This window comes from Thainema salinarum CENA647, assembly GCF_057732415.1.
The window spans coordinates 3,092,685-3,106,814 of the sequence record NZ_JBYJZJ010000022.1; the positions used below are offsets into that span (position 1 = coordinate 3,092,685).

At 50.0% G+C, this 14,130-nt stretch carries 15 protein-coding genes; 9 read left to right on the top strand and 6 right to left on the bottom strand.

Features of this window, described 5'->3' with window-relative positions; genetic code table 11:
• Positions 1-18 precede the first annotated feature (18 nt).
• A complete protein-coding gene (locus AC286M_RS20420) occupies positions 19-141 on the bottom strand; it encodes a hypothetical protein (RefSeq protein WP_488206146.1) in 123 nt (40 codons plus the stop codon).
• Between the two features lie 170 nt (positions 142-311).
• Here AC286M_RS20420 and tnpC point away from each other — a divergent pair, with 170 nt between their 5' ends.
• Positions 312-1,679, top strand: coding sequence for an IS66 family transposase (gene tnpC / locus AC286M_RS20425; RefSeq protein ID WP_488206147.1), 1,368 nt, complete (start codon positions 312-314; stop codon positions 1,677-1,679).
• Positions 1,680-1,713: 34 nt separating this feature from the next.
• Here the strand turns inward: tnpC and AC286M_RS20430 are convergent, their stop codons facing one another.
• Complete coding sequence (locus tag AC286M_RS20430) at positions 1,714-2,802, bottom strand: sensor histidine kinase (RefSeq protein WP_488206148.1); 1,089 nt, start codon at positions 2,800-2,802, stop codon at positions 1,714-1,716.
• Complete coding sequence (locus tag AC286M_RS20435) at positions 2,793-3,512, bottom strand: response regulator (protein WP_488206149.1); 720 nt, start codon at positions 3,510-3,512, stop codon at positions 2,793-2,795. The genes AC286M_RS20430 and AC286M_RS20435 overlap by 10 nt, the downstream gene beginning before the upstream one ends.
• 150 nt (positions 3,513-3,662) lie before the next feature.
• Between AC286M_RS20435 and AC286M_RS20440 the strand changes: the two genes are divergently transcribed.
• Positions 3,663-3,833, top strand: a complete 171-nt coding sequence (locus AC286M_RS20440; protein ID WP_488206150.1) for a hypothetical protein — start codon at positions 3,663-3,665, stop codon at positions 3,831-3,833.
• A 26-nt stretch (positions 3,834-3,859) separates the two neighbouring features.
• On the opposite strand, the gene AC286M_RS20445 is transcribed toward AC286M_RS20440, so the two are convergent.
• Together AC286M_RS20445 and AC286M_RS20450 are read right to left on the bottom strand one after the other, a co-directional pair.
• Complete coding sequence (locus AC286M_RS20445; protein WP_488206151.1) at positions 3,860-4,036, bottom strand: hypothetical protein; 177 nt, start codon at positions 4,034-4,036, stop codon at positions 3,860-3,862.
• Positions 4,037-4,431: 395 nt separating this feature from the next.
• On the bottom strand, positions 4,432-4,836 hold the full coding sequence (locus AC286M_RS20450) for a hypothetical protein (RefSeq protein WP_488206152.1): 405 nt from the start codon (positions 4,834-4,836) through the stop codon (positions 4,432-4,434).
• Positions 4,837-5,068: 232 nt separating this feature from the next.
• Between AC286M_RS20450 and AC286M_RS20455 the strand changes: the two genes are divergently transcribed.
• The 7 genes from AC286M_RS20455 to AC286M_RS20485 all read left to right on the top strand — a co-directional run bounded on the left by AC286M_RS20455 (position 5,069) and on the right by AC286M_RS20485 (position 12,486).
• Complete coding sequence (locus tag AC286M_RS20455; protein ID WP_488206153.1) at positions 5,069-5,746, top strand: hypothetical protein; 678 nt, start codon at positions 5,069-5,071, stop codon at positions 5,744-5,746.
• A 215-nt stretch (positions 5,747-5,961) separates the two neighbouring features.
• The gene (locus AC286M_RS20460; protein WP_488206154.1) at positions 5,962-6,249 is read left to right on the top strand and encodes a PepSY domain-containing protein; all 288 of its coding nucleotides are present in this window, start codon (positions 5,962-5,964) and stop codon (positions 6,247-6,249) included.
• Positions 6,250-6,383: 134 nt separating this feature from the next.
• Entirely contained in the window at positions 6,384-7,469 is a 1,086-nt protein-coding gene (locus AC286M_RS20465) for an AI-2E family transporter (protein WP_488206155.1), read from the top strand.
• A gap of 4 nt (positions 7,470-7,473) precedes the next feature.
• Positions 7,474-8,007, top strand: coding sequence for a DUF1003 domain-containing protein (locus AC286M_RS20470; protein ID WP_488206156.1), 534 nt, complete (start codon positions 7,474-7,476; stop codon positions 8,005-8,007).
• 135 nt (positions 8,008-8,142) lie between these two features.
• A complete protein-coding gene (locus AC286M_RS20475; protein WP_488206157.1) occupies positions 8,143-9,048 on the top strand; it encodes an alpha/beta hydrolase in 906 nt (301 codons plus the stop codon).
• Between the two features lie 25 nt (positions 9,049-9,073).
• Positions 9,074-9,748: a DUF6629 family protein gene (locus AC286M_RS20480; RefSeq protein WP_488206158.1), complete on the top strand. Its 675-nt coding sequence runs from the start codon at positions 9,074-9,076 to the stop codon at positions 9,746-9,748.
• Between the two features lie 101 nt (positions 9,749-9,849).
• On the top strand, positions 9,850-12,486 hold the full coding sequence (locus AC286M_RS20485; RefSeq protein ID WP_488206159.1) for a phosphatidylglycerol lysyltransferase domain-containing protein: 2,637 nt from the start codon (positions 9,850-9,852) through the stop codon (positions 12,484-12,486).
• On the opposite strand, the gene AC286M_RS20490 is transcribed toward AC286M_RS20485, so the two are convergent.
• Entirely contained in the window at positions 12,483-14,126 is a 1,644-nt protein-coding gene (locus tag AC286M_RS20490; RefSeq protein WP_488206160.1) for a bifunctional DNA primase/polymerase, read from the bottom strand. The genes AC286M_RS20485 and AC286M_RS20490 overlap by 4 nt on opposite strands.
• Positions 14,127-14,130 lie beyond the last annotated feature (4 nt).

Below are 14,130 nucleotides of genomic sequence, written 5' to 3' on the forward strand. Positions count from 1 at the left end.
CTTTATCATCGATCCACGTCACTTTACATCTTCTTTGTGATGAGCATCGGGAGGATTGTCAGGAAACAACCAAGTTAAGATACCCATGCCCGACAATAGCAAGAGGAAAATCAGCAGCGCTCCAACCGGAATTGACAACATAGTAATTAAGCCTCAGAGAATCTGGTTATTCTCACTTTAGGGAGCGGAGATGGCTAAGCTGTGACTAGGTTGTGTCAGTCTGGAATGTATCCGATTTTGAATCTTGGATTGTAATTGCTCAACTGGGTTGACCGAAGCACGGCTTTAGCAGAAGATGATAAGCTTTTGCCATGACAGAACTGCCGCCACTTGATGGACTGAGGCCTGCCGAAAAGGATGCCCTGATAGAAGGGCTGTGGCAGGAACTGCAACGATTGCGGGCAGAAGTCGAACAACTGAAGCGAAAGCGGATGAAGAAAACGTCGCGCAATTCGAGTTTGCCTCCCTCCAAGGGCTTCAAACCCAATCAGAGCCGCTGTGAGCCAACGGCTAGTCCATCGGACGAAACGGGAAGCCACCGTGACGGTGGGAGAGAATTAAGTCAACACCCCGATCAAGTTGTGGTTGCCCAAGCCAAGAGCTGTCCCCACTGTGGAGCCGACGTTGACCGTTCGGCGCAGTGCTTGAGCGGGATTTATGAGCGAATTGAGTTGCCTCAGCTCACCCCTGACATCACGCGGGTTGAACGCTATGGCGGGGTCTGTCCCTGTTGCCAGCAGACCTATGAGGCTCCCGTTCCAGTCGGGTTGGAACCCGGTTCTCCCTTTGGCACGAGTGTCGCAAGTCTAGTCACCTATCTGCGCTACCGCCATGCCATCAGCTATGAGCGGTTGAGCCAGTTGATGAGCGACCTCTGGGGTCTGAGCCTATCGGAAGGAGCCATTGCCAATCTACTGAAACGAGTGCAGGCTCAACTTCAATCCCCGGTGGCCCAGATTGTGGAGCGCTTACGTCGTGCTCGTCTAGTCGGTAGTGATGAGACGGGGGCACGGGTGAATGGGGTAAACCAGTGGGAGTGGGTGTTTCAAAACGAGCAGGTCTGTTTGCATGTGATTCGTCCGAGCCGAGGAAAAGCTGTCATTGACGAGGTGATGGACGGCCATCGCCCTCAGGTGTGGGTCTCTGATTTGTTCAGTACTCAAAAGGCTCATCCGGCCCACGAGTGGCAAGTGTGTCTGGCCCATCAACTGCGCGATTGTCAGTATGCCATCGATGCCGGTGATGACTTATTTGCTCCTCGGATGAAACAGCTGTTCCTCAAAGTCATTGCTCTGCAACGGCGACGACACACCCTGGCGGTTTCAACCGTCGAGCAGTATGGCGCTCGATTTCGCGGTTCACTGCGGGAGATTTTGAATCTGCAACCTCAATCGCTTGAGGGGCAGCGGTTGCTCAAACGCTATCGAAAGATTCGCTCTCATCTGTTGCTGTTTTTGAGCGATGAAACCATTCCGCCGACCAATAATGCTAGTGAGCAGGCGTTGCGCTGGAGTGTGGTCTTTCGCAAGGTGACCAACGGGTTTCGCTCCGACTGGGGAGCCGAGTTGTTCGCTCAGGTGCGATCACTCATCAATACTGCACAGCGTCAGGGCATCTCTGCCTTTGATGCCATTTCTCGTGCCCTTACCTCTCAGCAGTCCGATTGGCTACTGGGTTGAGCAATTACCTTGGATTTTACAGAACCATAACGGCTCAAGCTTTGGGGAGCGAAAAGCGAAAGGTGCTACCTTTACCGACTTCACTGTCAACTTCGATCTGACCACCCTGCAATTCCACTAAGCGTTTGGTGATCGCGAGGCCGATGCCGGTTCCAACAGCAGACTGATTCTGAATTTGGCCGGATCGCCAGAATCGCTCAAATACATGGGGGAGTTCGTTGGGTGGAATGCCAACACCAGTATCCTTGACGGCAATCCAAATTTGGTTACCGCGTTCCCATGCCGTTAACCGAATGTATCCCTGATGCGTATGCTTGATGGCGTTGCCGAGTAGATTGACCAAGATCTGCTCGATGCGATCGCGATCAGCCAACACTCGCGAAATGTCCTCATCACACTGCCAGCCCAGTTCCGGCCCATCTTCAGCAATCTGGCTTTCAAAGCGTAACAGCAGTTTGTCAAATAATGGGGGAAGTGCGATCGCCTGCAAGTACAAGGGTAATTGCCCCGCTTCAGCTCTAGAAAGTTCCTGCAAATCATTGACCAACCGTTCCAAACGTCTGGTTTCGCGCACTAAAAGCTCTGTGGTATCAGGGCTTAGGGCCTTGGTATCGGATAGAGATTGCTCCAAATAGCCCCGCACAATTGTCAGTGGAGTTCTTAGTTCATGGGTCAGATCGCTAATTAACTCTCGCCGCCGTTCTTCCACATCTTGTAGGCTCAACGCCATACTGTTGAAACTACTGCTAAGCTGTGCTAACTCGGGAATCTCGCTGCGGGGTAATTGCTCTGACCAGTTGCCTGCTGCAAACTGATGTGCAATCCGTTCCATTTCGGTTAGGGGTCGAGTAATCCGTCTGGCTGTCCAATAGCTGAGTGCGACTGCTGTCAGGCCGCCCATCACCAGTGCCCAAGCCGTGCTGCCACTCCAAGCGGTGCCGAATCCGAGCAGTAACTCCTCCCGGATTTCATGGACAGCATAGCCAATACTGGCCATCTGATCTAAATGGCGAGAGAACAGATGTAGTGAAGCTGCCCGACTAATCAAAATGAAGCTTACGAGGCCGACTAACATGACTACCAAATGAGAGAAAAAGAGTCGTCCTTGCAGCCCTACTCGCATGACGCGTCGTCCTCAAATTTATAGCCCATCCCCACTACGGTTTTAATAAACTGTGGATGGCTCGAATCGACTTCAATTTTCTTTCGCAGTCGAGCAACATGGGTATCAACCACCCGCTCTTCGCCAAAGAAGTCATCCCCCCACAGCTTTTCGACCAGATGGGAGCGGCTCCACGCGCGTCCCGGATGGCTCAAGAACGTCGCGAGTAAATCAAACTCGATTGTCGTTAATTCCAACTCTTCAGCATCACCATCAAGCTGACGGGTGGCGATGTGGCGATCGAGGTCAATGGAAAAGTGAGGTGTGCGATAAATGTGGCTCTGATCATCCTGGCGCAAACTTCGCCGGAGCAAGGCTCGAACTCTTGCCACCAGTTCAATCGGGCTAAAGGGTTTGACCAAATAATCATCAGCTCCGGTCGAGAGACCAATCACGCGGTCTAACTCCTCTCCCTTGGCGGTCAGCATCAAAATATAGGGATCATGAGTGCCAGCGAACTTACGAATGCGGGTACAGACTTCTAACCCATCAATGCCGGGCAGCATCCAGTCTAGGATAATCAAACTCGGCTGGTGGGTTTGAAACTGCCGGACAGCATCTAGGCCATCTCGGCTCTGTAGACAGGTAAAGCCTTCTTTCTCTAAAAGCTGCTGAATAAAGCGAGCAATTTCGGCTTCGTCTTCCACAATTAAGATTGTCGGTTGCATCATTCCACCCAAGACCTTTTGACACATAACTGGCGCAACTTTGCCATATCCAAAATTTAGAGTGGATGCGATCGCAAAATTGCCATTTCATTCCATCCAAATTGATAACACCGAGCCTATGAGCACGGGATTAATTTCGAATCGACAACAGCGGTGGCAACAATGGTAAAACAGCTCAGCCGCGGCCCTCGCTGGAAAGTCCTGCTGTTTATTACCCTCACCAGCGTGTTACTCGTCATGCGTCTCGGCGTTTTGGCTCTCAATCGAGCGCATCCTCAATCATCAATGCGATCGGCCAATCAGGAATTGCCGCAGGAACAGTAAACCTCCGCATCAGAGCATCAGCAGGTTCAAATAAAGCCCCAGTACCTAGATATGCGATAGCCAAGGATAATGCCAGCGATGCCACCCACCATGCCGAAGAAAATAGAGGTCGGCGAAAATAAGCTACCGCCCCACAGGATAGGGAAATAGCTTCCCACGGTTGATCCCAGAAACCCACCAATGCCAATTAAAAGTCGGTTCATACTGTTTAAGCTCCATTAATCGCAATCACAGCAACGACTGTAGGTCAGAATTGTGTTGATCGAGTGTTAAAGCTGTGTCAATTCACCAGCTGAGTAAGATGCTGAGCCGACCAGATCAAAACTCAAAACTAATGGCCATTACAGTGAAAAACTGTTCTGCTTTGGCAGCAGTCTTTTGGGGCAGCAACAGTAAAACGCTTCTCATGGCAAAAAGATAGCTTACGAAGCAAAATTTTCGTAAGCTATTCTCTTTTCAATATCTGGCATCGATAGCGCTATTCTGATTGCAGCGTTAGAACAGAAGAAGCAACAGGTTCTATTCGATTTTGGGAGGTTACTACTACCTTGTAAACTCCTGGCTCCAATGTTTCCATGATCGACTCTCGATGGCCAGGTTAAATTGGCTCGTTTTGTAAGTCTGAAACTACTTCAACCCCTTTCTGTGTTCGGTCAATTTTGCCATCTTTAACCACCAGCTTTGCCGGTTCCAACTCCGTTTTGACGATAGTCATGTGTAGCGGTTCAGTAGTTTCATTATAGATAGTAAACTCTAGCTCTCCTGCATTAACCTTTGATTCAGATAGTTCAACCTTACCATCTAATAATTTGACTTCAACGTTGGAAAGCAGTTCACGATCAGCGTTCTCTGCTGATTGGGTCTCGTTTTCATTGTGTGAGACATCAGATGAGGATGCTAATGGTGTCTCAGCTTGAGGTTTTTGGGGATTTATTTCAGAGCTACAGCCTGCCAGAAAAGCAATTAAGCTGATGCCAATCAAACTCTTCTGAATGTTCTTCATATGATTCTCCTTCAGAATTTAGGTTTATGCCTGGTGAATTGGTTTAATCATAAAAACGTTTTATTTCAAGTTGATGTCAAGTTGATGTCGTTTCAATTTGAGTTTGAAAATGACAGCTCGCAAATTAAACTTGGTTCAAAAGATAACTTGGCATCAGATAGCAACAGTACTGACACATGCTTTCCCTATAACTAGGAATATTTTGATTGATATTTAAGGAGAAAGTAGCATTATGGATATTCCGATTGGAGCCCGCGTGCAATGTACTGATGGTCGCTGCGGTAAATCTAGCCACGTTTTAATTGATCTAGCTTCTAAAGCAATTACCCAGGTGGTAGTTCACGACAGTGGTTGGCTAGGAGAAACCAGCCGGATTGTACCCTTTGAGCAAGTTTTAGAGACATCGCCTGATACCATCCACTTACGCTGCAGCCGAGTTGCTGTCTTTCAAATGGATGACTTTATCAAAGTCCGTTACATACAGAACGTACTGTTTGATCCCGATCAGGTAAACTCTTACAGACCGATATCGTCCGAGAGTTTCTGGCTTGAAAATCCAGAAGCATATATGCTCTGGCCCTACATTGTTCCTGATGAGGAATCCCCCTATGTCTCAATTGAGGAAGAACAGATTCCGCCGGGTGAGGTCGCTGTTTGTTATGGTGCGGATGTGTGGGCCAATAATGGCATAGTTGGGCAGGTTGACGAATTTGTAGCTGATCCGGAGAGCGGGCACATCACCCATTTGGTTTTGAAGGAGAACCATTTCTGGGGTAGTCAAGTCATAACGATGCCGATTTCTACAGTGCATGACATAAGAGAGGATCGGGTTGATCTCAATGCTGATAAACAGGAGATTGCCGCTCTCCCTAAGATGCCTACGCGCCACTTTCATAGAGCAATCCATTAGATTACCCAATATAGCCTTACCTAATCAGGTTAGAACGAATCGCCTTTGGGAGTTCGTGCGAAGCACAGATTTTCAAAGACAATTTTCCTGATTTTAGGTGCGTAGGCACTATAGATGTAGCGGCAATAAAATTACGTAGCTTTGCCATCATCGTGACATCGGATCGACATCGATCTCTGGAACAGTGAATGATGTTCTTTCATGCTGAAACTATTATGATTACCCCTAAGACTATTCGCCAAACTCATCGTTTCTTGGCTCCAATTATGCTGCTGCCAATTGTGCTGACGGTCATAACAGGTTCGCTGTACCAACTTTTGGATATGTTTGGCGACGAGGATAACTTTGAATGGCTGTTGGATTTACACAAGGGCGACTTTGGATTGTTGAATCTTGAGAGCATTTACCCCTTTCTCAATTCCTTAGGTCTTTTGGTCTTAGTAGCTACTGGTATTGTCATGTGGCTTCAGCCCAAGCGCCGCTTCCAGAAAAGGCTAGATTAGCGGAACTGTATGAGAGGTAAATTACTGTTATCGTCAGCATTTGGAGCTGAGATGATTGCGATCTCAAGTCCCCAAAAAAGTATTATTAGCTCAACTATTAATGACCTCATAGGCTAGGTCTTCGGGCACTGATCATGAAGTGGAAATCCCGTTTACTACGTAACGGCTGGTGGGGATTAGTTCTGCCCCTGCTCGTGCTCAATGGCTGGGTGTTGTTACTGCTGTTTAACTACTTTCGCTCCATCATCACAATCATAGTAGTGGCAACCTTGCTGGCGTTTGTGCTTGAATATCCGGTTAATTGGCTCCAGCGATTCAACGTTCGCCGTCCTCAAGCCGTCTTCTCAGTGCTCTTCTTTTTCAGCCTCGTGCTGCTGATAGTGGGCATTACGCTCGTTCCGCTGGTGATTGAACAAATCAATGAAATAGTTGAGCGAATTCCCACTTGGATGGCCTCAGGAACTCAGCAACTTGATGCATTTCAATCATGGGCAGCAGTACGGCGTCTTCCTATTGATTTTGGTCATTGGATTACACAGCTAGAAGATCAGGTCGCTAGCCAACTGCAATCGGCTAGCGGCACCCTGGTTAGTACATTAGCTGGTGCCATCAGCAGTGTACTCAACATCATGTTGACGTTGGTATTGACGTTTTATCTATTGCTGTATGGGCACCAAACCTGGGATGGAATTTTCCATTATCTGCCTGTACCGATTAGTACTCGCTTACGGGACAGCCTGCATCAAAACTTTCATAACTATTTTATTGGTCAAGCTAGTGTAGCCCTGCTGATTGGCACCGCGCTGACCATTGCCTTTCTCCTGATTCGAGTGCCGTTTGGTTTAGTGTTTGGCTTGGGAGTTGGCATTTTGGCACTCTTTCCGTTTGGTGCAGCGTTGGGCATTGCCCTCGTGAGCTTTTTAGCGGCATTAAACAGTATTTGGCTAGGCATACGAGTGCTTGCGATCGCAATCTTAGTCGATCAGCTCATTGAAAACGGTATTGCACCTCAGCTGATTGGCGGCTTTACTGGCCTCAGTCCCGTATGGATTCTGATCTCGCTGTTAGTTGGAGCAAAAGTTGCCGGATTATTAGGGTTAATCGTTGCCGTACCCATTGCCGCTTCGATTCGAGACATCGTGGATTGGCAACGTAGAACCCAAAATCATCATGCGGCCATAGCAGAGGAGCAATCTGCTAATCATTTCATTCAAGGATGAGACTATGACCTCCCACAGCTTAAAGCGACCGATAAGGGCCAACATCAGCCGAGAAGAATACCAGTTACTGCAAGATTTGCGGCAGCGAAGTCCAGCCCAACAGCCGATTCGCCAGCCTCTGACAGTTGGCGATCGCATCGCTGATCAGGTCGCAGCAGTCATGGGCTCATGGCCGTTTATCATTGTCCAAAGTGTGCTTTTGGCGAGCTGGGTAACGCTGAATGTGATTGGAGTTATTCAGCACTGGGATCCCTATCCGTTCATTTTGCTGAACTTAATGCTCTCCTTTCAGGCGGCCTATGCGGCTCCCATCATCATGATGAGCCAAAACCGTCAGGCAGCGATTGATCGACAAGATGCCCAGCACGACTACGAAGTGAATCTCAAGGCAGAACTAGAGATTGAGCTACTCCATGACAAGATGAACCTGCTGCGGGAAGAAGAGATGATTACGGTGATGGAAATGCTTAAAATCCAGCAGCAACGGCTTCAGCACCTTGAAGACCTGCTCCAGCAACTACCATCTGCCAACACCTGACGCTTCCTTGACACTCAACCGTAGTGAATTTGACATCGGTCTCCTATACAGTTCAGGAGCAATGGGATAGACAAGAGCACCGTCTCCGGAAGGGAACTGCCAGTGCTCCATTCATATGTTTCGGGAGCAATACCAATGAAATTCAAATCTCTTGGCATTGGTTTAGTCGGAACCGCCTTGCTCTTCGTCGGTGGGCTTACCGTGTATGATCGCATCTCAGTTGGCGCGAGTTCCATTCCAGTCGCTGAAAGCCAAGCACTAGATGCTTTGCCGATGCAGGTGGAAAGCTTTCATAGTCAGGCGATGGACAGCGATCGCCAGTATGGCATCATCTTACCCCCTGGCTATGCTGAGCATCCTGACCAGCGCTACCCCGTCATATTTCTGCTGCATGGGGGCCACGACAACTTACGAGCCTACGCTGACCAGTACGGCATTGCCCAGGTACTCCAGCAGCTTTATACCACCCACAAATTACCGCCTGCAATTGTAGTGATGCCCGATGGCAACGACAATCGGGGTTCCAGCTATCTCTGGGATCCTCAGTATTACAACGGGCCAAACGGTAACCTGGATACCTTGATTGGTTCAGAGCTGGTGCAGCAGGTTAAAACCCATTACCGCACGCTACCGGGGCCACGGTTTTGGGCCATGGGTGGCGTGTCCTCCGGGGGCTGGGGAGCCGTCAATATCGGCCTGAAGCATTTGGATACCTTTGGTACGCTGTTTAGCCACGGTGGCTACTTTACCGATAGCAGTGGTGCCCACAATAGTCCTGAAAGCTTTATCAAACAGATGCCAACTAGCTCTCTGCACTATCTGAACATCTATATGGATGCGGGTGACAACGCCTTAGACACCGATATGCGAACGTCGAGTCAGGCATTTCACCAGACCCTAGACCATTTGGGAGTTAGCAATGTCTTTCATATTTTTCCCGGTGGCCACGGCATGTTTGGGCCTGATATTGGGTGGAACTATTTTCATAAACACTTAACAGATTCGCTGACCTATGTAGGCCAGCAATTTGAACAAGCTTAGGTTCAGTAGGACAAGGATTCACTGCATGTGTTTTTCTGCCTCGGTTAGTTTTGCCGCCAGTACCGTTTTGATTCCGGTCGGAATCTACTGCATTAAAGTAGCAATCCCCAACCCGGCCTATCTGCCCTTTGCCAGTGTCCCCCTAGCCTTCGGACTTCAGCAGGGGTTTGAAGGCATTATATGGTCAGGCATTCGCGCCAACAATTTAGTTGCCATACATTTTGGCGCTTTGGCTTTTCTCTTTTTTTCCCATTGGTTTTGGCTTATTTGGCCACCCTACATCGCACTACGGCTAGAACCCAATCAGAAGATTCAGCAAGTATGTCGTGGTTTTCTGCGGGCAGGGGCATTGACGGGAGCGTTGCTGTACCTGCCCCTGGTGATTCACCCTGATTGGTTATCGGTCGCTGTCCGGCAGGGTTCCATTGAGTATCAAGCCCGATTTATTGGGGAGGCGATACCCAGTGTATTGACTCGTCTCCTCTACGCGCTGATAATTTTGATTCCGCTATTTGTTTCATCCAGCGTAACTATCAAAACTTGGGGAATGTTGATCGCAGCGTCTGCTCTGGTGAGCTATCTGATATTCAACTATGCCTTTGTTTCAGTTTGGTGTTTTTTTGCCGCACTTTTGTCGCTCTACATATTGCGTGCGCTTTTGAAAATCAATCAGGTGTCGCCAGAGCAGGCTATGCCATAGTAACTCTAAAACAAATTTATGGTGTTCTGGGTTCCAGCTTAAACCTGGCCCTTAAACTGGCAATAACTGGAATGGTTACTCGCGACATTAGGAGAAGCAGTGTGGTAAGCAGGCGTACTCAGTTCGGTATCTGGTTAACGGCTCTACTAACTGCTTTTGTAGGACTGGTCAATCTTTGGTCAGCTGTCACACCTGGACTCCCTGAGCGAGTGGATTGGCTCAGAAGTGTTTTTCCCATTGAAATTCGCATCGGTGCTCATCTATTTGCGGCCCTGAGTGGATTTTTTCTGTTGCTGCTGGCGGCCAATCTACTGCGACGCAAACGGGTGGCTTGGTTTCTGGTGGTGGGGCTTTTAGGGATATCTATCGTTAGCCATCTGCTGAAGGGACTGGACTATGAGGAAGGATTACTCTCCCTGGTGCTGCTGGTTCAACTGCTGCAGTTACGTCCAGCATTTACTGCTCAGTCGGATCGCCCCTCTCTTATTCAAGGATTGCGGGTATGGGTAGGTGCTCTACTCTTTACTCTGGCCTATGGCACCTTGGGTTTCTGGCTGCTAGACACGCACTACGCCACTCCATTCAGTTTGCCTGAGGCAGTCAGTCAGACTCTCGCCATGTTTTTCACTGCCGACAATGGGGGTCTCCAGCCTACCACACGATTTGGTCGCTACTTTGCTGATTCGATTTACGTCGTTAGCACCGTCACCCTGCTCTACGCCGCCTGGATGCTGTTTCGCCCGGTCATCTTTCGAGGAGTCGCCAGTGAGCCAGAACGGCAGCGAGCCCAAAAGATTGTCGAAGCTCATGGTGGCTCGTCGCTGGCGCGGTTTGCCCTATTAGAGGATAAGTCCTACTACTTCAGTCCCTCTGGGCAGTCGGTGATTGCCTATGTACCCAAGGGGCGCGGTGCGGTGGCGTTAGGTGACCCAATTGGCCCTGCTAAGGATCGGCAAGAAGTTATTCTCGGCTTTCGGGACTTTTGCGATCGCAACGACTGGCATCCGGCTTTCTATCAAACCCTGCCCGATGACCTAGAGGTCTATCAGTCCTTAGGATTCCGCATCCTCAAAATTGGCGAAGAAGCCATCGTTGATCTGCACCAGTTCACCCTAGAGGGCAAAGCGGGTAAAAACCTCCGCACTGCCATGAACAAGTTCACCAAGCAGGGCTACCGGGTGCAGTACTATGCGCCCCCCATCAGCGATGACCTGCTGGCCGAACTGCGGGTGATTAGCGACGCCTGGTTAGCGCACATGGAGGGAGCGGAAAAGAAGTTTTCCCTCGGTTGGTTTGACAACGACTACCTGCGAGACTGCGAAATCGCCATCGTTGAAGATGCGCAAGGCACTGCGATCGCCTTTGCCAACCTGGTGCCGGAATATCAGCGTAACGAAGCCACTATCGACTTGATGCGCCACCTGCCTGATGTGGAACGAGGCGCGATGGATTTTCTATTCACCTCGCTGTTGCAGCACTGCAAAGAACAGAAGTATGACGGCTTCAACCTGGGTCTGGTGATCTTCTCTGGCGTCGGTGAAACACCGGAAGCGCCTCGGCTGGAGAAGGGTGTCCACTATCTCTACGATCACCTGAATCAGTTCTATAACGTGCAGGGCTTGCGGGCCTACAAAGACAAGTTTCACCCTCAGTGGGAGCCACGCTACTTTGTTTATTCCCGTTTAGCGGACTTGCCAGAGGTGGTGGTAGCGCTGGTACGGGCTGATTCCGGCGATCGTCTCCAAGACTATTTTGGCGCGCAGTTCCTCAGCACGGCATTGACTAGCGTCCTTAAGCGTTTTTCTCACGCTGTGCCGATTCTGCTCAGCATCGGTTTGTTTGCTCTATCGATTTGGGCAATCGCCAGTGAAATTCGTAAGTATCCGCCCCACGATATTCTCAACGGCATCGCAGCGATTCCCCTCTGGGCCTTGGCGCTGTCGGTCGTCCTGATGGTGATTAACTACGCCTTTCTCACCGGCTATGACGCTCTGGCCGCCCGGTTTGTGCGGCATCCATTGCCCTATGGTCAAACCGCGCTGGTGGCGGTAATTAGCTATGCCATCAGCAACAGTGTGGGCCTTGCCCTGCTCAGCGGTAGTGCCATTCGCTATCGCTTCTACGCCACTTGGGGACTCTCCCCCGGCAAAATTGGCCAGATTATTGCCTTTTGCAATCTCAGCTTTTGGATTGGCCTGTTTGCCGTGGGAGGTCTCGTCTTTGCTCTAGAACCCCTTTCCGTTCCGGGAATCCTGCATTTGCCCTTCGATACGGTGCATCCGCTAGGGGTGCTGTTTTTGATGCTCATCGTTGCGTATTTGCTGTTGAGCAGTGTCAGTCGGCGATCGCTTAGAATTAAAGGCTGGGTGCTGCCCCACCTGCCCCTGAACTTATCCCTGGCCCAGATTGCCGTCACCTCCTGTGATTGGGTCTTAGCTGCTGCGGTGCTGTATGTGCTGCTCCCTGCCCATCCCGATCTGAACTATTTCATCTTTTTCGGCAGTTACCTGCTGGCCCAAATTGCCGGGATTATCAGCAACGTTCCAGGCGGGTTAGGAGTGTTTGAGACGGTGTTGTTATTGCTGATCTCTCCGCCCATCGCCTCAGATCAATTATTGGGGGTCTTGCTGGTGTATCGGGTAATCTATTATTTCTTGCCCTTGTTGGTGGGAGTCGGGCTGCTGGGATTCTATGAACTGCGACAGCGAAAGATCAGTGGTAAACAGCTTAAAGCCTAGACCATCTCTAACTGCGGAATTTTGATAGCGGCTTGTAAGATTTGTTGGCTGAAAGAGGCAAAGCGTTCAAAGTCTGCTTTTCTCAAATGACAATACTGGATGCTGTCTGCTGTCACAGTGAGGATAAGCCCTCGTTGTTGAGTTGATATCTTTAGTCCTTCAACGAGAGAGTTTTCGAGTCGATAGGTTTGACCTTGAAAGCAGACTCCCGTAGTGTCTACTTGCCCTATCCTGTCCAAAATTTGCTCCGCTTGTTGAACGACAATATTTACCCGCTGCCAATAGTCTTGAATCTGTTGTCCCATGAGATCTCGATGCTTTGGCAGTAGAGGTTTGCCTACCGCTACTCGTTGCCCAATTGTTTTGATGGCATCAAGGGCACTTTCAGGGACTTCCATTGCTCTAGCGATTCGATACCAGTCGCGGAGTTGAATCAAGGTTGAGTTTTCTACAGGAGCGTTGGGAGAAGGCGATCGCACATACACCTGAATCTGCTCAGCAATCTCTTTTTGAATAGCCTGAGGACAGAGAGCATCAAACACTTCTCGCTCTAACCTCCGCACTCGCTTCCACAAAGCGGTTTCATCCCCTCGATAAACGCTGGCAGGTTGACAGGTTTCTGGGTTGATTGAAGCCAAGCAGCGACGCCGCTTATCTTCGTCGTAGCCAAAGGCATCGCCGACCCGATGAATTAGGGCTTCGGCGCGATCGCCCACCAGCGGAATCCTACTGGCAAAGGCCCAGTTTTCGCTGCCATAGAGTTCTCTAGCCGCGACTACCAAAGACATCGACTCATCCTGGTAAGGGTCTTGTCCGTTGAGAATTCCCTGTACTTTAGCTGTCACGAGATCTGCCAAACAAATCGTGCCTCGGCCTGACGAGGTTGGCAAAGGCATCAGGACTGGCTTGGGCTGGTAGTTGTTGGGTCGCTGTTCAGCCTGCCGAGCGGATGAGCGGATGAGCCCGATCTCTTCAAGACTCTCGACTTCAATAGGTTCAGTTCGGCGAATTGAAATATAGGCATTACTGCTGGGGCCAATAGTGGGAGCTAGAACCGTAAAGCGTCCAGTGCCCAACACTTCGCCAGCATGAGCACCACCGGGTTCGAGGGCGAAATTGGTGAAGGTCGGTGGTGTTTGGAGCTTGATGGCAAATCGCCAACCGCCACTGTGAGTGCGTTCGGTAAAGGTTTGCTGGAGGGAGGGATGTTGGTTTAACCAGTGGATGATAGCGCGATCGCAAGCTTGGGATGACTCAAAGCATTTGGCATCAAAATCAATCCAAGCAATCCGCTGATGGCCGCCTAAAGAACCCACTCCGTTAAGGGGGTTAGCAAACCACTGGCGCAGATCCCGCTCGCTGGGCAGAGTCTTCTGGTAACGGTGGTGATAGACCAGATGGGGAATGCCCCGGCTATCGAGGTAAGAAGGATTCTTGCCGGTAAAAAGTGGTTTCGGTCGTAGCTTGCCGTCTTGCCACTGACAATCAACGTGGGAAAAGATGCCCCGCTCAGGTTTAGCCGCAACCATGCGGGGATACTGATAGGGACTTTGAGCAGGGGCAACGGGCAGGGCAGGCAGTTGATGGGCCATTAACCACTGAACTGTGGCCCAAACCTCAGGATTTTGGGAAGGAGGCATAGAA